Annotated in this window: 18 protein-coding genes; 14 read left to right on the top strand and 4 right to left on the bottom strand. The window is 71.2% G+C overall.

What is annotated here, in order from left to right:
- The first annotated feature begins 214 nt into the window (after positions 1–214).
- The 3 genes from ACF08M_RS25780 (at position 215) to ACF08M_RS25770 (ending at position 4,015) form a co-directional block, all read left to right on the top strand.
- Positions 215–1,408: an argininosuccinate synthase gene (locus ACF08M_RS25780; RefSeq protein ID WP_283850718.1), complete on the top strand. Its 1,194-nt coding sequence runs from the start codon at positions 215–217 to the stop codon at positions 1,406–1,408.
- Positions 1,409–1,496: 88 nt separating this feature from the next.
- Positions 1,497–2,930: an argininosuccinate lyase gene (gene argH / locus ACF08M_RS25775; RefSeq protein ID WP_392187634.1), complete on the top strand. Its 1,434-nt coding sequence runs from the start codon at positions 1,497–1,499 to the stop codon at positions 2,928–2,930.
- Positions 2,931–3,043: 113 nt separating this feature from the next.
- Positions 3,044–4,015 (top strand): aldo/keto reductase, encoded by a 972-nt coding sequence (locus ACF08M_RS25770; protein ID WP_392187633.1) that lies wholly within the window; start codon positions 3,044–3,046, stop codon positions 4,013–4,015.
- 136 nt (positions 4,016–4,151) lie between these two features.
- Here ACF08M_RS25770 and ACF08M_RS25765 read toward each other — a convergent pair whose 3' ends face one another.
- Complete coding sequence (locus ACF08M_RS25765; protein ID WP_392187632.1) at positions 4,152–4,676, bottom strand: hypothetical protein; 525 nt, start codon at positions 4,674–4,676, stop codon at positions 4,152–4,154.
- Positions 4,677–4,760: 84 nt separating this feature from the next.
- Between ACF08M_RS25765 and ACF08M_RS25760 the strand changes: the two genes are divergently transcribed.
- Both ACF08M_RS25760 and ACF08M_RS25755 read left to right on the top strand, forming a co-directional pair.
- The gene (locus tag ACF08M_RS25760; RefSeq protein WP_392187631.1) at positions 4,761–5,312 is read left to right on the top strand and encodes a TetR/AcrR family transcriptional regulator; all 552 of its coding nucleotides are present in this window, start codon (positions 4,761–4,763) and stop codon (positions 5,310–5,312) included.
- Positions 5,309–6,853 carry an MFS transporter gene (locus tag ACF08M_RS25755; RefSeq protein ID WP_392187630.1) on the top strand — a complete coding sequence of 515 codons (1,545 nt, stop codon included), beginning with the start codon at positions 5,309–5,311 and terminating at the stop codon, positions 6,851–6,853. Before ACF08M_RS25760 ends, ACF08M_RS25755 begins: the two co-directional genes overlap by 4 nt.
- A gap of 117 nt (positions 6,854–6,970) precedes the next feature.
- Here the strand turns inward: ACF08M_RS25755 and ACF08M_RS25750 are convergent, their stop codons facing one another.
- Positions 6,971–7,642, bottom strand: coding sequence for a lysophospholipid acyltransferase family protein (locus tag ACF08M_RS25750; protein WP_392187653.1), 672 nt, complete (start codon positions 7,640–7,642; stop codon positions 6,971–6,973).
- 229 nt (positions 7,643–7,871) lie between these two features.
- On the opposite strand from ACF08M_RS25750, the gene ACF08M_RS25745 reads away from it, so the two are divergent.
- The 3 genes from ACF08M_RS25745 (at position 7,872) to ACF08M_RS25735 (ending at position 10,251) form a co-directional block, all read left to right on the top strand.
- Positions 7,872–9,050, top strand: coding sequence for a glycerophosphodiester phosphodiesterase (locus tag ACF08M_RS25745; protein ID WP_392187629.1), 1,179 nt, complete (start codon positions 7,872–7,874; stop codon positions 9,048–9,050).
- A gap of 93 nt (positions 9,051–9,143) precedes the next feature.
- A complete protein-coding gene (locus ACF08M_RS25740) occupies positions 9,144–9,710 on the top strand; it encodes a sigma-70 family RNA polymerase sigma factor (protein WP_392187628.1) in 567 nt (188 codons plus the stop codon).
- A 37-nt stretch (positions 9,711–9,747) separates the two neighbouring features.
- Positions 9,748–10,251 (top strand): GNAT family N-acetyltransferase, encoded by a 504-nt coding sequence (locus ACF08M_RS25735; RefSeq protein WP_392187627.1) that lies wholly within the window; start codon positions 9,748–9,750, stop codon positions 10,249–10,251.
- Between the two features lie 46 nt (positions 10,252–10,297).
- On the opposite strand, the gene ACF08M_RS25730 is transcribed toward ACF08M_RS25735, so the two are convergent.
- Together ACF08M_RS25730 and ACF08M_RS25725 are read right to left on the bottom strand one after the other, a co-directional pair.
- Positions 10,298–10,735, bottom strand: a complete 438-nt coding sequence (locus tag ACF08M_RS25730; RefSeq protein ID WP_392187626.1) for a hypothetical protein — start codon at positions 10,733–10,735, stop codon at positions 10,298–10,300.
- A gap of 2 nt (positions 10,736–10,737) precedes the next feature.
- Positions 10,738–11,097 (bottom strand): hypothetical protein, encoded by a 360-nt coding sequence (locus ACF08M_RS25725; RefSeq protein WP_266745155.1) that lies wholly within the window; start codon positions 11,095–11,097, stop codon positions 10,738–10,740.
- A gap of 674 nt (positions 11,098–11,771) precedes the next feature.
- Between ACF08M_RS25725 and ACF08M_RS25720 the strand changes: the two genes are divergently transcribed.
- The 6 genes from ACF08M_RS25720 (at position 11,772) to cobT (ending at position 20,410) form a co-directional block, all read left to right on the top strand.
- Positions 11,772–12,833 carry a methionine ABC transporter ATP-binding protein gene (locus ACF08M_RS25720; RefSeq protein WP_392187625.1) on the top strand — a complete coding sequence of 354 codons (1,062 nt, stop codon included), beginning with the start codon at positions 11,772–11,774 and terminating at the stop codon, positions 12,831–12,833.
- On the top strand, positions 12,830–13,501 hold the full coding sequence (locus ACF08M_RS25715; RefSeq protein ID WP_392187624.1) for a methionine ABC transporter permease: 672 nt from the start codon (positions 12,830–12,832) through the stop codon (positions 13,499–13,501). The genes ACF08M_RS25720 and ACF08M_RS25715 overlap by 4 nt, the downstream gene beginning before the upstream one ends.
- A gap of 72 nt (positions 13,502–13,573) precedes the next feature.
- Complete coding sequence (locus tag ACF08M_RS25710; RefSeq protein ID WP_392187623.1) at positions 13,574–14,440, top strand: MetQ/NlpA family ABC transporter substrate-binding protein; 867 nt, start codon at positions 13,574–13,576, stop codon at positions 14,438–14,440.
- A 101-nt stretch (positions 14,441–14,541) separates the two neighbouring features.
- Positions 14,542–15,219, top strand: a complete 678-nt coding sequence (locus ACF08M_RS25705) for a GNAT family N-acetyltransferase (RefSeq protein WP_392187622.1) — start codon at positions 14,542–14,544, stop codon at positions 15,217–15,219.
- A 109-nt stretch (positions 15,220–15,328) separates the two neighbouring features.
- Positions 15,329–16,576, top strand: a complete 1,248-nt coding sequence (gene cbiE, locus ACF08M_RS25700; RefSeq protein WP_392187621.1) for a precorrin-6y C5,15-methyltransferase (decarboxylating) subunit CbiE — start codon at positions 15,329–15,331, stop codon at positions 16,574–16,576.
- A 333-nt stretch (positions 16,577–16,909) separates the two neighbouring features.
- On the top strand, positions 16,910–20,410 hold the full coding sequence (gene cobT, locus ACF08M_RS25695) for a nicotinate-nucleotide--dimethylbenzimidazole phosphoribosyltransferase (protein WP_392187620.1): 3,501 nt from the start codon (positions 16,910–16,912) through the stop codon (positions 20,408–20,410).
- The last annotated feature ends 126 nt before the right edge of the window (positions 20,411–20,536 follow it).

The following is a 20,536-nucleotide window of genomic DNA, read 5'->3' as shown; positions in this document are numbered from 1 at the left end:
GTGCGGGCGGGCAGCCGCCTCTCGGGGAATCCGGCCGCGTCCGGCGGGGGACACCTTCGCCGGAACCGGGTCCCCAGCGGCTCGGGATGGTCAGGATCCGTGTCCTCCCCTCGCGCAGGCCCTGCGACACACCGCTCTCACCTGCGCCTTTGACAAAGCATACGGAGGATTGCATAGTTATACCCATCAGTGATTGCACCGTAAGGAGAAACCCGTGACCGAGCGCGTCGTACTCGCCTACTCGGGCGGCCTGGACACCTCCGTCGCCATCGGCTGGATCGCCGAGGAGACGGGCGCCGAGGTCATCGCCGTTGCCGTGGACGTCGGCCAGGGCGGCGAGGACCTGGACGTCATCCGCAAGCGCGCGCTCGCCTGCGGTGCCGTCGAGGCGGAGGTCGCGGATGCCAAGGACGAGTTCGCCGAGGAGTACTGCCTCCCGGCGATCAAGGCCAACGCCCTCTACATGGACCGCTATCCGCTGGTCTCCGCCCTGTCCCGGCCGACCATCGTCAAGCACCTCGTCGCCGCGGCCAACAAGCACAACGCCGGCATCGTCGCCCACGGCTGCACCGGCAAGGGCAACGACCAGGTCCGCTTCGAGGCCGGCATCTCCGCGCTCGGCCCCGACCTGAAGTGCATCGCCCCGGTCCGCGACTACGCGATGACCCGGGACAAGGCGATCGCCTTCTGCGAGGAGAAGAACCTCCCGATCGCGACCACCAAGAAGTCCCCCTACTCCATCGACCAGAACGTCTTCGGGCGCGCCGTCGAGACGGGCTTCCTGGAGGACATCTGGAACGCGCCGATCGAGGACATCTACGAGTACACCGAGAACCCCGCCACCCCGCGCGAGGCCGACGAGGTCGTCATCTCCTTCAAGGAGGGCGTGCCCGTGGCCATCGACGGCAAGCCCGTCACCGTCCTCCAGGCGATCCAGCAGCTCAACCAGCGGGCCGGCGCCCAGGGCATCGGCCGGATCGACATGGTCGAGGACCGTCTCGTCGGCATCAAGTCCCGTGAGGTGTACGAGGCCCCGGGCGCGATCGCGCTGATCACCGCCCACCAGGAGCTGGAGAACGTCACCGTCGAGCGCGAGCTGGCCCGCTACAAGCGGCAGGTCGAGCAGCGCTGGGGCGAGCTGGTCTACGACGGCCTGTGGTTCTCGCCGCTCAAGCGCGCCCTGGACGGTTTCATCAACGAGGCCAACCAGCACGTCACCGGCGACATCCGGATGACCATGCACGCGGGCCGCGCCGTCGTCACCGGCCGGAAGTCCGAGCAGTCGCTCTACGACTTCAACCTCGCCACCTACGACTCGGGCGACACGTTCGACCAGTCCAAGGCGCAGGGCTTCATCGAGATCTTCGGCCTCTCGTCGAAGATCGCCGCCAAGCGTGACCTCGCCTGATCCCCAGTAGTTACGTCACCGCCTCCCCGGCCCTCCGCGCGGGGAGGCGGTCGCACATCCACCCCCTTGTCCTTCCGAGGAGCACGCAGTGAGCAACGGCAACGGCAACAGCGACGTACGCCTCTGGGGCGCCCGCTTCGCCGACGGTCCGGCCGAGGCGCTGGCCAAGCTGTCCGCCTCCGTCCACTTCGACTGGCGGCTCGCGCCGTACGACATCGCCGGCTCCCGCGCCCACGCGCGCGTCCTGAACACGGCGGGTCTGCTCACCGAGGACGAGCTGAACCGCATGATCGCCGGTCTCGACCAGCTCGAAGCCGATGTCGCCGACGGTTCGTTCACCGGCACCGTCGCCGACGAGGACGTGCACACGGCGCTGGAGCGTGGCCTGCTGGAGCGGCTCGGCCCGGACCTCGGCGGCAAGCTGCGGGCCGGCCGGTCCCGGAACGACCAGATCGCCACGCTCTTCCGGATGTATCTGCGCGACCACGCCCGGATCATCGGCGGTCTGATCGCCGAGCTCCAGAGTGCCCTGGTCGGTCTCGCCGAGGCGCACCCGGACGTCGCGATGCCCGGCCGTACGCATCTGCAGCACGCCCAGCCGGTGCTCTTCGCCCACCACGTCCTGGCCCATGTGCAGTCCCTCTCCCGGGACGCCGAGCGGCTGCGCCAGTGGGACGAGCGGACCGCCGTCTCCCCGTACGGCTCCGGCGCGCTGGCCGGTTCGTCCCTCGGGCTGGACCCGGAGGCGGTCGCCGCCAACCTCGGCTTCGAGCACGGATCCGTCGCCAACTCCATCGACGGCACGGCCTCCCGCGACTTCGTCGCCGAGTTCGCCTTCATCACCGCGATGATCGGTGTGAACCTCTCCAGGATCGCGGAGGAGGTCATCATCTGGAACACGAAGGAGTTCTCCTTCGTCACCCTGCACGACGCCTTCTCCACCGGCTCCTCGATCATGCCGCAGAAGAAGAACCCGGACATCGCCGAGCTGGCCCGCGGCAAGTCCGGCCGGCTGATCGGCAATCTGACCGGCCTGATGGCCACGCTGAAGGCCCTCCCGCTCGCGTACAACCGCGACCTCCAGGAGGACAAGGAGCCGGTCTTCGACTCCTGCGACCAGCTCGAAGTGCTGCTGCCCGCCTTCACCGGGATGATGGCGACGCTCACCGTCAACCGTGAGCGCATGGAACAGCTGGCCCCGGCCGGCTTCTCGCTCGCCACCGACGTCGCCGAGTGGCTGGTCAAGCAGGGAGTGCCGTTCCGCGTCGCGCACGAGGTCGCGGGCGAGTGCGTCAAGGAGTGCGAACAGCAGGGCATCGAGCTCGACGAGCTGACCGACGAGCAGTTCGCGAAGATCTCCGCGCACCTCACCCCCGAGGTGCGCACGGTCCTCAACGTGCCCGGCGCCCTCGCCTCCCGCAGCGGCCGAGGCGGCACGGCCCCGTCCGCCGTCGCCGTCCAGCTCGCCGAGGTCAGGGCCGACCTCGCCGTCCAGGAGACGTGGGCGACCGCGAAGAACTGATCGCTGAAAGGACGGCGTCCGGGCGGGGAGCGGTCGTACGCTCCCCGCCTTCCGCTTTTCCCGGGCTGGGTTACGTTGGCGGGGGAGTGCACCCGACCGACGAGGAGCCCACGATGCCTTTCGCCAGGCTGGCCACAGCGACGACTCCGACCGCCCACATCGGGCTCGGCCTGGCGGCGGTCGGCAGGCCCGGCTACATCAACCTCCACCGCGACCGCGACCTGCCCGCCGACCGCAGTGTCGACGCGCTGCGCGGGCGCACCCACGAACTGCTGGACGCCGCCTACGCGCAGGGCGTCCGTTACTTCGACGCGGCCCGCTCCTACGGCCGTTCGGAGGAGTTCCTGGCCGACTGGCTGTCGGCGCACCCACAGGTGGACGACGTCGTCATCGGCAGCAAGTGGGGCTACACCTACACCGCCGACTGGAGCGTGGCAGCCGAGGCGCACGAGGTGAAGGACCACAGCCCGGCCACGTACCTGCGCCAGCGCGCCGAGACCCGTGCACTGCTGGGCGACCGGCTCGACCTCTACCAGATCCACTCGGTCACCGCCGACAGCCCGGCTCTCACCGACAAGGAGCTGCACGCGCGGCTCGCCGGACTCGCCGCGGAAGGGGTCACCGTCGGGCTGTCCACCAGCGGGCCCGCCCAGGCCGACGCCATCCGGGCCGCCCTGGCCGTCACCGTCGACGGCGAGCCGCTCTTCCGAACCGTCCAGGCCACCTACAACGCCCTGGAGACCTCGGCCGGGCCCGCGCTCGCCGAAGCCCACGACGCCGGGCTCACCGTGATCGTCAAGGAAGCGATGGCCAACGGCCGGCTCGCCGGAACGGATGCCCCCGCCGTGGTCCGGGAGATCGCCGCCGAGGCCGGCCTGGGCAGCGACGCGGTCGCGCTGGCACTCGTCCTGCACCAGCCGTGGGCCGGAGTGGTGCTCTCCGGCGCGGCGACCGTCGACCAGCTCGCCGGAAATCTGCACGCGGCCGTCGTCGACCTCGACGAGGCGCGGCGTGCCTCGCTCGACGCGCTCGTGGAGGAGCCGGAGGCGTACTGGCGGCACCGCGCCGCCCTGCCGTGGAGCTGAGCGTGCGCCCTCCGAGCGGAGGAAGAGAGCCCGGCCCGCCTCTCCGGCCTCGATCCGACCGTCCTCAACGGCTGACCAGGGGCGGCGGGCTCGGGGCGGGACGGCATCGGCCGGGGCGGACGGCTGTACGGCGGGCTCAGTGTCCGCCGCCCCGGCGGTCGTCGGCCCACGCTTCGAGCGCCTCGAAATCGCCCGGCAGCATCCCGATCCACGGGTCGATCCACATCAGCAGGGCCTCGGCCGCCCCGTGCTCGACGGCCCAGTCCCGGTCCTGCTGGGAGATCTCGTCGTCGACCCAGGCGAACGGCCGTCCCGCCGCGTACTCCACGACGTACTGCGTCTTCCAGTACGTGCCGCCCGGGGCGCCACCGTGCATCGACGGCCAGTCGATGTACGGCAGCGGGGGCAGTCCGAGACGCGGCCCGATCCATGCGTTGGCCTCGCCCTTCCAGGTCGTCGCCCAGACGAGCTCGTAGCGGCCGGCCAGGCCGCGCAGCGCCCTCCCGTGTTCCGGGTTGAGCAGGACGGGCAGCGGAGGCCCGTAGTCCCAGCCCGTCGGCCGCGTCAGATGCCGCGCATAGCCGTCCGGAACCAGGCGGCTCGTCAGTGCCGCGTACGGATTGAGCGGGCCGTCGATATCGATCAGCAGCAGCGGCTTCATGCCGACATGGTGCTCTCTCCCCTCCGCGGAGGGCGATGGACCAGCGGTGAGACATTTATGTCTCATATGGTTTATTGTTGTCTCATGACTCTGGATCGTGAGCAGGTGCTGCGCAGTGCAGCCGCCCTGCTGACCCGTAAATCGACGGCCACCATGGACGAGGTCGCCAGAGCCGCAGGCATTGGACGCGCCACCCTGCACCGGCACTTCGCCGGACGGGACGCCCTGGTCAGGGCGTTGGAGAACCTCGGAATCCAGGAGGTCGGAGCGGCTCTGGACGCCGCCGTGCTCGACGAGGGAACCTCCGAGGAGGTGCTGCGCCGACTGATCGCCGCGATCGAGCCGAGCGCCGGACTCCTTTCCTTCCTCGTCACGGAGAACCAGCTCTTCGAGGGCGACGAGGTGAATGAGGGCTGGAACAGACTCGACGCCCGGGTCTCCGCCTTCTTCAGGCGCGGCCAGGAGCGCGGCGAGTTCCGTATCGATCTCACCCCCGCCTGGCTGACCGAGGCCCTCTACGGGCTCGTCTCCAGCGGAGCCTGGGCCGTCCTGGAGGGCCGGGTCGCAGGGAAGGACTTCCAGTACATGATCGTCGAGTTGCTGCTCGGCGGCGCACGCCGGAGCGTAGAGCAATGAGCAGTCTCGAACAGCAAGTGGAATCCGCCCAGGAGCTTCGTCGGCCGGGTCGGTGGGTAGCCCTGGGCGTCCTCGTCCTCGCGGTGCTGCTCGTGGCCGTCGATGCCACGGTGCTCGGCCTCGCCACCCCTTTCCTCACCGAGGACCTCAAGCCGTCCGGCACCCAGCTGCTCTGGATCGGCGACGTCTACTCCTTCGTCATCGCCGGGCTCCTGGTCTCCATGGGCAGCCTCGGCGACCGCATCGGCCGCAAGAAGCTGTTGCTGACCGGTGCCGTCGCCTTCGGTGCGGTCTCCGTGCTCAACGCGTACGCGAGCAGCCCCGAGATGATGATCCTGGCGAGGGCGCTGCTCGGTGTCGCGGGCGCCACCCTCATGCCGTCCACGCTCGCTCTGATCCGCAACCTCTTCCACGATCCGCGCGAACGCAGTCTCGCCATCGGCCTCTGGGGAGCCATGGCCTCCGCGGGCGCGGCCGTCGGCCCCGTCGTCGGCGGGTTCCTGCTGGAACACTTCTGGTGGGGTTCGGTCTTCCTGATCAACCTGCCCGTCATGGCCGTCCTGGTGATCGTCGGCGCCAAGATGATCCCCGAGTCGAAGAATCCGGCGCGGGGCCCCTGGGACCTGCTCAGCGTGGCGCTCTCCTTCATCGGCATGATCGGCGTCGTGTACGCCATCAAGGAGCTGGCCGCGCACGGTACGAGCTGGGGCGTCGCCGCCGCCGGCATCGGCGGCCTGGTCGCGCTCGGCTGGTTCGTACGCCGTCAACTCACGCTCCCCGCACCCCTGCTGGACATGCGGCTCTTCCACCACCGGGGCTTCTCGGGCGCCGTTCTCGCCGACCTGCTGACCATCCTCGGCCTGTCCGGGCTGGTCTTCTTCCTCTCCCAGTTCCTGCAACTGGTCCAAGGGCGCGGACCGTTGGAGGCGGGGCTCGCCGAACTGCCCGCGGCCGTCGGCGCGGTCACCGCGGGGCTGATCGCCGGTGTGGCGGCCCGCCGCTACTCCGTACGGTCCGTGGTCTCCGGCGGCCTGGCGGCGATCGGCCTGGCGCTCGCCGCGGTCACCGTGATCCACCAGGAGACCGCCTACCCGCTGATCGGTGCGGTGCTGCTGGTCGTCGGCGTCGGCGCGGGCTTCGCCTTCACCGTCACCTCCGACGTGATCCTCTCCAGCGTCCCGAAGGAGCAGGCGGGCTCCGCGGGCGCGGTCTCCGAGACGGCGTACGAACTCGGCGCGGCCCTCGGCATCGCCCTCCTCGGGTCCGTCGTCACCGGCGTCTACCAGACCTTCCCCACGCCGAGGGGCATCCCGTCCGGCAGTGCCGCCGCGGCCCATGACTCACTGGGCGGCGCGGTCGAGGCGGCCCACGGCCTCCCGGCGGGGCAGGCGGAGGCACTCGTCGCCGCGGCGCAGGAGTCGTTCGTCGACGGGCTGCGGCTCGCGGCGGGCGGCGGCGCGGCGGTGCTGCTGGCGACGGCCGTAGCCGCCTGGTTCCTGCTGCGCGGTCAGAAGCTGGAGGAGGGCATCGTGCACGAGTAGCCGCCCGCCCGTACGGGCGGCGGCACGCGGAAGGGCCCGTACACCACAGGTTCGTGGGTACGGGCCCTTCCGTCTGCCCTGTGCCGCGCGCCCGATCAGAGGTCACCCGGCAGGCTCTCAGGCGGCCTTGGCCTTCGTGGCGTACATGTCGACGTATTCCTGACCGGACAGCCGCATCACTTCGGCCATCACGGAGTCGGTGACCGCCCGCAGCACATAGCGGTCGCGGTCCATGCCCTCGTAGCGGGAGAACTCCATCGGCTCGCCGAAACGGACCGTCACCTTGCCGGGACGGGGCAGGCCGGCACCACCGGGCTGCAGCTTGTCCGTGCCGATCATCGCGAAGGGCACCACCGGCGCGCCCGTCATCAGCGTCAGCCGGGCGATGCCCGTCCGGCCCCGGTAGAGGCGGCCGTCGGGGGAGCGGGTGCCCTCCGGGTAGATGGCGAAGGCCTTGCCCTCCTCCAGCACCCGACGTCCCGTCATCAGCGCCGCGACCCCGCCGCGGCCGCCGTCCCGGTCCACCGGGATCATGCCGCAGCCCGTGAAGAACCAGGCCATCGCCCGGCCCTTGAGCCCCTTGCCCGTCACGTACTCGTCCTTGCCGATGTAGTACACCGGCCGGTCGCAGCAGACCGGCATGATCATCGAGTCGATGAACGTCAGATGGTTGCCCGCGAGGATCACCGGACCGTCCCCGGGGATGTTCTGCACGCCCTCCACCTGGGGGCGGAACATCAGGCGCAAGATCGGTCCGAGCACTGCCTTGATGAGTGCGTGTCGGGACAACGGTTCCTCCGGTGTAGTGGCCGGGCCGGCCGAGGGATCGTGACGGTCCATGCAGGTGAGGACGATACTCGCGGGTTCTCGCTCACCGCACATCGGGTTCACCGAGTGGATACGCAGTGTTGACGTGTGTTTCCGCCATGTTCGTCCAGGAGCTGCTCCTGAGACGGTACGACTGCTTACGCTCGGGCCGCGTCCGACAGGTGCGAGACATCACACGCGAGGAGCATTCATGACAGAGCGCGCGCAGGCAGGTCCCGGCCGCAGAACCCTGCTCGGGGCGGGGGCCGCCGTACTGGGCACGGCCGCCCTCGGACTGGCCGGCGGCCCGGCCGACGCCGTCGGGAACGCCGGCGAACGGCCGGGTGGCCACGGCAGTGGCCACGGCTTCCGCCTCGACCTGCCGGTGCCCACCGTCATCGGGCACCGCGGCACCAGCGGCTACCGGCCCGAGCACACCCTCGGCTCCTACCAGCTGGCCCTCGACATGGGCGCGCACATCATCGAGCAGGATCTGGTGCCGACCAAGGACGGCCATCTCGTCTGCCGCCACGAGAACGACATCACCGCCACGACCGATGTCTCCGCCCACCCCGAGTTCGCGAGCCGGAAGACCACGAAGAAGGTGGACGGGGTCTCGCTCACCGGCTGGTTCACCGAGGACTTCACCCTCGCCGAGCTGAAGACACTGCGGGCCAAGGAACGCATCCCCGGCACCCGGCAGAAGAACACGCTCTACGACGGCCGCTGGGAGATCCCCACCTTCGAGGAGGTGCTGCGCTGGGCCGACCGCGAGGGACACAGGCGCGGCAAGCCGGTCTGGCTGTACGTCGAGACCAAGCACCCCACCTACTTCCGCGGTCTCGGCCTCGGCCTCGAAGAGCCCCTCGCCAAGCTGCTGCGCCGCTACAACCGGCACCGCAGGCAGTCGCCGCTCATCCTCCAGTCCTTCGAACCCGGCAGCATCCAGCGCCTGGCCGGACTCGTCGCCACCCCGCGCATCGTCCTGCTCTCCGGCGCGGGCGAGCGCCCCTGGGACTTCGTCGCCTCCGGCGACCCGCGCACCGTCGCCGACCTGGTGAAGCCCGAGGGCCTGAAGTGGATGGCCTCCTTCGCCCAGGGCATCGGGCCCACCCTGGACCTGATCATTCCCAAGGACGCCTCCGGGCGGCTCACCGCACCGACCGCCCTCGTGAAGGACGCGCACGCCCAGGGCCTGGTGCTGCACCCCTATACGATGCGCAACGAGAACACCTTCCTGCCCGCCGACTTCCGGCGCGGCACGGACCCCAACGCCTACGGCGACGCGTTCGGCGCGTTCCAGGCGTACTTCGCGACCGGCATCGACGGGATCTTCTCCGACAACCCGGACACGGCTCTTCTCGCCGCGGCGGACTTCGCCGCGAAGTGAGACCGGCGTCAGCACCCGGCCGGGGAGTGCCCCGGTCGGGTGGTGCGCGCCGGGTAGGGCAACGGCCGCGGGTGCGGACGCGTTTGCCGGAGCATGACGCTTCTCGATCTCGCCCCCGCCGGGCCCGAAGCCGCCGCCGCGGATGTCGTCCGAGCGCTCCGCCCGCTGGTGAGCGCCGAGGCCACGGCCGAGGCGGCCGCCTCGGCGACGGGCGCGGCGGTCGAACCGGCCGACCTCGAACAGGCCGTCTGGCTGCGGCTGCTGGAGCGGCTCGCACGGGGCGGGCTGCCGGCGGACACCGCACGCTGGGTGCGGGACGCCGTACGGGCCGAGGCCCGCCGGGCCCGCCGCACCGCCCGGCACGAACGCCCCTACCGCGACGGGACGGTCGCGGATCCGGCCGGCTGTCCCGAGCGGATCGCCGTCGGAGCCGACGAACGCCGGGTACTGCACGCCGCGGTGGACCGGCTGCCCGGCCGCTGCGCCCGGCTGCTGGCGGCGATGCTCGCGCCCGGAGATCCCACCTACCGGGAAATCGCAGGGAAGTTGGGTATGTCACAGGGGAGTTTGGGTCCAGTCCGTTCCCGATGCCTTGGATGTCTGCGCAGAATGCTCGCGGCGGAGGTTGTCGCTCCTGAACCGCGGGGAAGGGAGCGTTAGACAACCGGTGGATCAGGTGGGCGGAGGGCATGCGCACATGGGCATGAGTGTGATCATCTCGGCGGCGACGGCACAGGACGCCGAACAGATCTTGAAACTTCAGTACCTCTGCTTCCAGAGCGAGGCCGAGCTGTACGGGAACTACCGGATCGACCCGCTCGTCCAGACGCTCGATTCGGTGCGCTCCGAGATCGCCACGCAGCTGGTCTTCGTGGCGCGGCTGGGTGACGAAGTCGTCGGTTCGGTCCGCGGGTCCACCGATCAGGACGGCACCGGGCAGATCGGACGGCTCTGCGTCCACCCGCGGCTCCAGGGGCACGGCCTGGGTGCCCGGCTGCTGCGGGCCGCGGAGTCGGGACTCGCCGACGAGCGGTCGGCCACCCGCTTCCGGCTGCACACCGGACACCGCAGCGAGAGCAACCTGCGCCTCTACCAGCGGGCCGGTTACGCCCCCGTGGGCAACACGACCGGCCAGGACGGCGTCCGGCTGATCCTGCTGGAGAAGGACGCGACCGCACCCGCCTACGTGGCGAGCGCGTAGCACCGGTCGCGTGTCATCCGCCCGTCACGCGGCCGACGCGCCCGTCCTACGCGTTTTTTGCGCGGCGCAGCCACATCATCCCGGTGATCGGCAGAATCACCGGGATGAACAGATAGCCCATGCCGAAGTCGGACCAGACGGTGGCGTCGGCGAACGCCGAGGGTTCCACCATCGTCCAGGTCCCCACGACCAGCACACCCAGGAGTTCGGCGGCGCAGCACACCAGCGCCGACCTGCGCGCCCTCTCGCCACCGCGCACCAGCGAGTACGTGATGAATCCGTACACGACCGCCGCGACGGCCGACAGCACGTAGGCGAGCGGCGCCCTGCCGAAGTCCAGGATCATCTGGACGATCGAGCGGGAGGCGGCCGCGACGGTGAACACCCCGTAGAACCAGACCAGTACCCGGCCCGGACCGGTGCCGAGGTCGAAGGGCTGCTTCTGGCCGACGGCAGCGGCGGAGGTGCGATCGGTGTCGGTCACGGTCAGTTTCCCCAGATGTCGTAGAGCCGTACTTCGAGGACGGCCAGCACGACCGCGCCCGCCGCCACCGTCACCGAACCCCACCGGGTCCGTTCGGTGAGGGACAGGAAGCCCGCCGCGGGCACGGCGAGGAAGGACCCGATCAGATACGCGATGAAGATCGTCATGCCCTGCTCGGGCCGTTCGCCCCGGGACAACTGCACGATGCCCACCACCAGCTGGGCCAGCGCCAGCAGCGAGACCACGGCCATCCCGATGAAGTGCCAGTCCTTGGTCGGCTGGTCCCGGTATGCGGCCAATCCGCACCAGGCGGTGAGGGCGAGCGCGGTCACGGCGACCGCGACCGTCAGGGCGTCAAGCATGAGGTGAGGGTATTACGGACCGCACGACCCCCCGCGTGCGCCCCCGCACCCGGAGGGCGGGCCCGCTTCGGACGCCGGAGGCCGAAGCGGGCCCGCCCTCCAGGTGCGACGGCGCCATGCCCCGTCCGGTGCCGGTGAGCCCCCGGCCACGGGCGGGACCGTGGCCTTGACCACAGCGCACGAGGGCTCCGGGCCCGCCGCGAGATGCGTCATCGACGACTGATCAGGCGTATCGGTGCAGGTCACAGCTGGGAGGGCGGGAATTGCAGCATCCTGCCCAACCGGTCGGCACCACCATCCACGGCTGTCCGCTATTCGGACATGTTGGCCGAACGGAGCGTTACGTCTGTTTTACTTGCCGCATGACCACGACGAGCGACCGCACCCTTGCGACCGAGGCGATCACGACGCCCGGTGTTCGTTGTATGTGTCGAATGCGCACCTTCTGAGGGCCCCCGCCCGATCCTCGCGCCCCGAAGCGAGACCGAGCCCGAGCCGTCCGCACCCAGCGGAACGAGCCTGCCCGAGCACCGCTGCCCCGGCCACCCGCCGCGTACGGCCGTGCCGAGACCCCGCCCGGAATGTCCGATCGAAACGTCCGGACAGTCCCATTCAGACGAATGCCCCGTGCCCGGCGGACACCGCGCCGCGCACTCGACAGTGACGGAAACCCTGTGATCACCACTACGGGCCTCACGAAGGTCTACCAGTCGCGCGGCCGTGAGGTCACCGCCCTGGACGGCGTCGACCTGCACATCCGCGAGGGTGAGGTGTACGGCGTCATCGGACAGAGCGGCGCCGGAAAATCCTCCCTCATCCGCTGTGTCAACCTCCTGGAACGGCCCACTTCCGGCACCGTCACCGTGGCCGGCCAGGACCTCACCGCCCTCGCCGGACGGGGCCGCCGGGCCGGCAGGGAACTGCGCGAGGCACGCAGCCGCATCGGCATGGTCTTCCAGCACTTCAACCTGCTGGCCTCCCGCACCGTCCAGAACAACGTCGAACTCCCGCTGGAGATCCTCGGTGTCCCGGGCAGGGACCGCTCCCGCAAGGCCCTCGAACTCCTCGACCTGGTCGGCCTCGCCGACAAGGCCAGGGCCTACCCCGGCCAGCTCTCCGGCGGCCAGAAGCAGCGCGTCGGTATCGCCCGCGCACTGGCCGGCGACCCCAAGGTGCTGCTCTCCGACGAGGCGACCTCCGCCCTCGACCCCGAGACCACCCGCTCCATCCTCCAGCTGCTGCGCGACCTCAACCAGCAGCTCGGCCTGACAGTCCTGCTCATCACGCACGAGATGGACGTCGTCAAGACGATCTGCGACTCTGCCGCGCTGATGCAGAAGGGGCGCATCGTCGAGTCCGGAACCGTCGGCGAACTCCTTGCCACCCCCGGCTCGGAACTGGCCCACGAGCTGTTCCCCGTCGGCGGTACGGCCTCCGGCCCCGACCGCACGGTCGTCGACGTCACCTTCCACGGCGAGGCCGCCACCCAGCCGGTGATCTCGCAGCTCTCCCGTACGTACAACATCGACATCTCGATCCTGGGCGCCGCGATGGACACCGTCGGCGGCAAGCAGATCGGCCGGATGCGCATCGAGCTGCCCGGCCGCTTCGAGGAGAACGTCGTTCCGATCGGCTTCCTGCGCGAGCAGGGACTCCAGGCCGAGGTCGTGGAGCACGACACCGCCGCCGCCCCCGTACAGACCCCCGCCCCGCTCACCCAGGAGGTGGCGAAGTGACCTGGTCCGAAATGCAGCCGCTGCTCACCCAGGGAACCGTCGACACCCTTTACATGGTGCTCTGGTCAGCGCTCGTCACCGTTCTCGTGGGGCTGCCGCTCGGTGTTCTGCTGGTCCTCACCGACAAGGGCGGACTGCTCCGGAACACCCCGGTCAACAAGATCATCGGCGCGATCGTGAACATCGGCCGCTCGCTGCCCTTCATCATCCTGCTGATCGCCCTGATCCCCTTCACCACCTGGGTCGTCGGCACCTTCATCGGCCCGACCGCGATGATCGTGCCGCTCGCCGTCGGCGCCATACCGTTCTTCGCGCGGCTCGTCGAGACCGCCGTCCGCGAGGTCGATCACGGACTCGTCGAGGCCGTCCAGTCGATGGGCGGATCCATCCCGACGATCGTCCGCAAGGTGCTGCTCCCGCAGGCGCTGCCCTCGCTCGTCTCCGGCGTCACCACCACCGTCATCGTGCTCATCGGCTACTCGGCGATGGCCGGCGCGGTCGGCGGCGAAGGGCTCGGCTCCAAGGCCGTCACCTACGGATTCCAGCGCTTCGACAACCGGTTCATGCTCATCACCGTCGCGCTGCTGATCGTCATCGTGACCGTGATCCAGCTGATCGGCGACGGAGCCGTACGCCTGCTGGCCCGCCGGGGCCGCACCACCACCTGAGACTTCCTGTCCGCCCAAGCCCGAACTCCTTGTCCGGGCGCACCACCCTCACCACCGAAAGAGGCACTTTTCGTGCGCAAGAACATCAAGATCACCGCAGCTGCCGCCGCGACCGCCGCCCTGGCCTTCGGCCTCACCGCCTGCGGTACGGACTCCGACCCGGCCTCCAAGAGCGCGACCGGCGCCAAGGCCGACACTTCCAAGGCACTCGTCGTCGCCGCGTCCCCGACGCCGCACGCCGACATCCTGAACTTCGTCAAGAAGAACCTGGCGGCGAAGGAGGGCCTCAAGCTGGAGGTCAAGGAGTTCACCGACTACGTCCTGCCGAACACCGCCACCGAGACCGGCCAGGTCGACGCCAACTTCTTCCAGCACCAGCCGTACCTCGACGACTTCAACAAGAAGAACAACACCCACCTCGTCTCCGTCGGCACCGTCCACCTGGAGCCCCTCGGCCTCTACTCCAAGAAGGTCAAGGCCATCGGCGACATCAAGTCCGGCCAGACCATCGCGGTACCCAACGACACCACCAACGAGGGCCGCGCCCTCCAGCTGCTCGCCGAGAAGGGCCTGATCACCCTCAAGGCCGGCGTCGGCACCGACGCCAAGCTGAGCGACATCACCGACAAGAAGGGCCTGGAGTTCAAGGAGCTGGAGGCCGCGACCGTGCCCCGCGCCCTGAACGACGTGGACGCCGCCGTCATCAACGGCAACTACGCCATCGAGGCCAAGCTCAAGCCCTCCGAGGACGCCCTCGCGCTGGAGAAGGCGGACGGCAACCCGTACGCCAACATCATCGCCGTGAAGAAGGGCAACGAGAAGGACGCCCGAGTCGAGAAGCTCGTGAAGCTCCTGCACTCCGACGAGGTCAAGAAGTTCATCGAGGACACCTACCAGGGCTCGGTCGTCCCGGCCTTCGGCAGCGCGGCCAAGTCCTGACACGCGCACGGCATTTGCCCGCCGGCCCCGCGTACCCCGCCACGGGGGCGCGGGGCTCCCTCGTACGGACCCGCCCATGCACAACGCCGGGCCGATGCTGCATGCTGTGCCTTTACACGGTCTTCGGCATGGAGCTGCGCATGACTTCCACCTTTCCGGACATCTCCATCAGCACGGATCGGTTGGTGCTGCGCCCGTTCGACATGGCGGACGTCCCCGCGTACATCGAGATGATGAACGACGAACTCGTCACCGCCTGGACCGATGCCCCCCACCCCTACACCCACGTCGACGCCGAACGCTGGGTCCGCAGGATCGCTCCCGCGCAGCGCACCACCGGCGACGGCATCGTCTTCGCCGTCACCGAGTTCCTCACCCAGCGACTCGTCGGCTCGGTCCGCCTGCACCACACCGACTGGCGCACCCTCGCCACCGAGGCCGCGTACATCACCGCCCCCTGGGCGCGCGGCGAGGGGTACGCCGTCGAGTCCGTGCTCGCGCTGGCCCAGTGGCTCTTCCGCGACCAGGGCTTCGAGCGCATCGAGCTGCGCACCGCCGCCGACAACACCGCCTCGCAGCAGGTCGCCCAGAAGCTCGGCTGCATCAGCGAGGGAGTCCTGCGCAACGCCCGCATAGCGCGCACCCAGCGGGAGGACGGAAGCTGGACCGACATCAGGACCGACCTGATCGTCTGGGGCCTGCTCCCCGAGGACCTCGAAGGGGTCGCCGAGCAACTCGCCGACGCGGGTGGCTACGGCGCCTACAACGACTGGAACTGACCCCCTCCGAAGGGGCCCCGGCGCCCCGCTGGTACGGATCCGGGTACTCTCACCCTGCCCGCCTTCACGGGCAGCCCCGCCTGCGACAACTCCAGGAGACTGACGACAGATGGCCGATCGGGTCACCGTGATCGGCTGGGACGGCTCGCCACTGACCGAAGCGGCCACGGCCGCCCTCTCGGCCGCCACGCTCGTCGCCGGAGCCGCCCACCACCTCGCCTTCCCCGAAGTCCCGGCGCACGCCGAACGGATCCGCCTGGGCTCCATCGACCTGGCCGCCCGCCGGATCGCCGGACACCGCGGTAGCGCCGTGGTCCTGGCCGACGGAGACCCCGGCTTCTTCGGAGTCGTACGCAGCCTCCGCGCGCCCGAGCACGGCCTCGAAGTCGAAGTGGTCCCCGCCGTGTCCTCCGTCGCCACCGCGTTCGCCCGCGCCGGAATGCCATGGGAGGACGCCCAGATCGTCGTCGCCCACCCCCGCACCCTGCGCCGCGCCGTCAACGTCTGTCGTGCCCACCACAAGGTCGCCGTTCTCACCTCTCCCGGCGCGGGCCCCGCCGAACTCGCCCTGCTCCTCGAAGGCGTCCACCGCACCTTCGTCATCTGCGAGGAACTCGGCACCGCGCGCGAACAGGTCAGCGTCGTCACCTCCGAGAAGGCCGCCGACCACGTCTGGCGCGACCCCAACGTCGTGATCGTCATCGGCGGCGGCCCCGAACCGCAGGCCACCGGCGCCTGGATCGCCGGCCGCCACCCCGTCTGCGCCCGTGACGTACGCGGCTGGGCACTGCCTCCGGAGGCCTACCCGGGCGGGCCCGCCGCCCCCGGGGGCGAGGGCGACGAGGGCGGCGAGGGCGAGTCCCCGGGGCTGCGCGCCGCCCAACTGGCCCACCTGGGCCCCCGTACCGGCGACCTCCTGTGGGACATCGGCTCCGGCAGCGGGGCGCTGGCCGTGGAGGCCGCCCGCTTCGGGGCGGCGGTCCTGGCGGTCGACAGCGACCCGGCGGCCTGTGCCCGCACCGCGGCGGCGGCCCGGTCCTTCGGGATCCAGCTCCAGGTCGTCGAGGGCCGGGCACCGCATGTGCTGGAGCGGCTGCCGGAGCCCGACGTCGTGCGGATCGGGGGCGGCGGAGTCCCCGTCGTCACCGCCGTCACCGAACGCCGTCCGGAACGCATCGTGACCCACGCCTCCACGCGCGACGAGGCCGAGGCGCTCGGCGCGGCACTCGCCGGGAACGGGTACACCGTCCGGTGTTCGCTCCTCCAGTCCGTCGAACTCGACACGGCCGCGTGGTCGGAGCGCGAACGTTCGGTCGTGTTCCTGCTCTCCGCGCTGCGTTCCGACCTCGCCCCCTGACCCGGCCGGCACGCGGCGCGAGGTAGGCTGGCCGATCGTTGCACCGCGGCTGGACGTTCGTCGCTTCGTTCTTCAATGTCCGGAAAAGGGGACCGTTTTGGCCCCCGTTGTGGTACGGCAGAACCGGGGGACGCGCGACGTGGCGCAGTCCACAGCGGGCCGTGGCGAAATGAGCTGCCGCGGCGGCGAACGGCCGCGAGAATGCAGTATGTCCGCGACCGTTTCGTGCCGCGCGGCGCGCCCGCTCGTTCTTGTTGACGAGCGCCGGCGTGGCGTGTTCGGGCGTCCCGGGCGAAGGGCCGAAGGAGCACTGACGATGGGCGAGGGGTACGCATGAGTGACACCGGCCAGATCCCGGGTGAGGGACTGCCGGAGAACGCAGGCATGGTGGAGCAGCCGGGCGTCGCCGCCCCGGATGCCTACACCTTCCTCGCTCCCTCCGAGCATGTGCCCGAGGACGACGACGTCCTGCTGATGCCGAGCCCCCAGGGTGCCTGGAGCGACCCGCAGACGGTACCGGCCCCCGGCCAGTACCCCGAGGGCGTCGCTGCCCAGGCAGCACTGCCCGAACAGGGTGCCCACCGGAGCCCTGCCGCGGCACAGGCGGCCCACCCCCAGTCCGCCTTCGAGGCTCCCGGACAGCCCCAAGGGCCCGTGCAGGTACAGGTGCAGGAGCCCGTCCAGGTCGCGGAGGTGTACGAGGCGCAGCAGCCGACGGCCGGGCCGTTGCCCGAGAGCGGCCACGGGACGCACGAGTCCGGTGGCCGCGACTCCGGTTCGGTCGACCTGGGGGGTGTACGCATCCCCTCGCCCACCCCGGCCCCCGCTCCGGCGGCCCAGCCGCAGCCCCAGGCCCCGATGCGTCGCCCGCTGCACCGCGGCCCGGTCGTGGCCGACGGCGGGCCGTCCTTCGGCGGATCGCCGACCGGCCAAGTGGTCCGTTCGCTGGCCGACCGGGGACCCGCGGACGCACCCCAGGCGCAGGCCCGGACCCAGGCGCCCGCACGCCACGTCGGGCCGCCCGCCGTCGGGCCCGAGTACGTCGAAGCGCCGGGTGACGAGGCGGCCGCACTGCCGGGCCCGCAGCTCGGTGAGATCCTGCCGCAGGTCGGAAGCCCGTGGGCGGCCCAGGCACCCGAGCCGGTCGTCGCCCCGGCGGCGGCAGAACCGGTCGTTCCGGAGCCGGTCGCCGAGCCCGTGTCCGCGGCGCAGCCCGTGCAGGTCGCGCCGGTGGCGTCGGCGGAGGCCATAAGCGCTCCGGTGGCCGACGCGGTGCCGGCCGCTGCCGAGACTCCGCCCGAGGTTTCCGCCGGGGAGTCTGCCGGGGCTTCTCCCGGGGCGTCTTCCGGGGTGTCTGCCGAGGCTTCTCCCGGGGCAGGCGTCGAGGGCACGGCAGAGGCCGAGCCGGAGGTCCAGCCCGAGGCCGGGGCGAGGGTCGGGACAGCAGCCGAGGCTGCCGCCGAGGCGCCCGTCGCCGAGGCCGCCGCCGTCGTGCCGGAGGAGGTCGCGGCGGCGGAGGCCCAGGAACCCGCTCCCACGGGTCGGTCCGCGCCCGTGGAGGGCTCGGTGCCGCCCCCTCCGCACCTGGCACCGACGCCTGTCGTGGAGCAGGCCGCGGAGGCCGAACCCGAGTCCGAGCGCGTGGCGATCGTCATGGAGCCGGTCCGGCCCGCCCACCCCGGGACCGGCGAGGACGCGGCGCCTGCCGAGGTCGTCGCGCCTGCCGAGGCTGTTGCGGCTGCCGAGGCCGTGGCACCGCTCGCCCCTGCCGAGGCCGTCGCACCCGCCGAGGTTCCTGAGCCGGTCACCGTGCCGGTCGCCGAGGCCGAGGTGCCGGCGGTGCCCGAGCCCGAGCGGGGACCGGAGGCCATCGAGACCCCGGACATCGCGGTCCCCACGGATAGCACGGATGCCGCGCAGGCCGTACAGGCGGAGCCCCCGCAGTCCGAGGGCCTGCCCCGGCCCGGCGCCGAGGAGGCTAAGGCCACCGAGCCCCAGGCGCCCCAGGAGACCGAGGCCCCCGAGGCGTCCGGGCCTCAGGAGCCCCAGGAGCCCCAGGCCCCCGAGGCGTCCGAGCCTCAGGAGGCCGGGGCCCCCGACAGCCCGCCCGCTCCCGGTTACGACGACGCGGAGCGCGAGGCAGTGCTCCGTGTCATGCGCGAGCGCCGCGACATCCGCAACGGCTTCCGCAGCGACCCGATTCCGCACGAGGTCCTGCTCCGCGTCCTCGAAGCCGCGCACACGGCGCCCAGTGTCGGCCACTCGCAGCCCTGGGACTTCGTCGTCATCCGCTCGGCGGAGACCCGCCGGTCCATGCACGAACTGGCCCAACGGCAACGCGATGCCTACGCCAAGTCGCTTCCCAAGGGCCGGGCCAAGCAGTTCAAGGAACTGAAGATCGAGGCCATCCTCGACACCCCGGTCAACATCGTCGTCACCGCCGACCCCACCCGCGGCGGCCGCCACACCCTCGGCCGGCACACCCAGCCGCAGATGGCCCCGTACTCCTCGGCACTCGCCGTCGAGAACCTCTGGCTCGCCGCCCGCGCCGAGGGCCTCGGCGTCGGCTGGGTCAGCTTCTTCGACGAGCGCGAGATGGTCCGCGCCCTGGGCCTGCCCGAGCACCTCGAAGTCGTCGCGTACCTCTGTGTCGGTTACGTCGACGAGTTCCCCGAGGAGCCCGAGCTGATGCAGGCGGGCTGGTCCAAGCGCCGCCCGCTGTCGTGGGTCGTCCATGAGGAGACGTACGGCCGCCGCGCCCTGCCCGGCGAGGAGCCGCACGACCTTCTCCAGGAGACCATCTCCAGCATCCGCCCGCTGGACGCCAAGGCGCTCGGCGAGGCGTGGGAGCGGCAGAAGCGGATGACGAAGCCCGCCGGTGCGCTCGGCATGCTGGAGATCATCTCCGCGCAGCTGTCGGGGCTCTCCCGGATGTGCCCGCCGCCGATCCCGGAACCCGCGGCCGTCGCGATCTTCGCGGGTGACCACGGGGTGCACGCCCAGGGCGTCACCGCCTGGCCGCAGGAGGTCACCGGCCAGATGGTCGCCAATTTCCTCGGCGGCGGCGCGGTCTGCAACGCGTTCGCGGCCCAGGTCGGCGCCGAGGTGTGCGTGGTCGACGTCGGCGTGGCCATGGAACTGCCCGCGACGCCGGGGCTCCTTCCCCGCAAAGTGCGGGCCGGAACCGCCGACTTCACGACCGGCCCCGCGCTCACCCGCGAAGAGGTTCTCGCGGCCGTCGAGGTCGGCATCGAGACCGCCCGCGATCTGGTCGCGGCGGGCAACAAGGGTCTGCTCACCGGCGAGATGGGCATCGCCAACACCACCGCGTCGGCGGCTCTGATCTGCGTGTACACGGGCATGGACCCGGCGGAGGTGACCGGTCGCGGCACCGGCATCAACGATGAGATGCACGCCCGCAAGGTCGATGTGGTCCGTCGGGCCCTCGAACTCCACCAGCCCGACCCGGCCGACCCGATCGGTGTCCTGGCATCGGTCGGCGGCCTCGAACACGCGGCGATGGCCGGCTTCCTGCTGGGCGGTGCCTCGCTCCGGACGCCGGTCATCCTCGACGGTGTGAGCGCGGGCGCCGCGGCCCTGGTCGCCCGGGCGATCGCCCCCGAGGCCCTGGCCGCGTGCATCGCGGGCCACCGCAGCGCCGAGCCCGGCCACGTCGCCGCGCTCAACAAGCTGGGCCTGCGCCCGCTGGTCGACCTCGACCTCCGCCTCGGCGAGGGCACGGGGGCGCTGCTGGCGCTACCGATCGTGCAGAGCGCGGCGCGGGCGATGCACGAGGTGGCGACGTTCGACTCCGCGGGCGTCACGGAGAAGTAGCCCCGGCCGGGCCCCCGGCCCCGGACCTCCCGGCCCCTCCGGCGTTCTAGGGACGGGGGGCCGGGGCGCCGCCCCTTCCTGGAAGGGGCGGGGGAGGAACAGCCCGCCGCAGGCGCCTTTCCCGTT

This window comes from Streptomyces sp. NPDC015032, from assembly GCF_043080425.1.
GTDB lineage: Bacteria > Actinomycetota > Actinomycetes > Streptomycetales > Streptomycetaceae > Streptomyces.
Note: the sequence above shows the minus strand (reverse complement) of the source record. Positions and strands in the feature narration are given on the sequence as shown.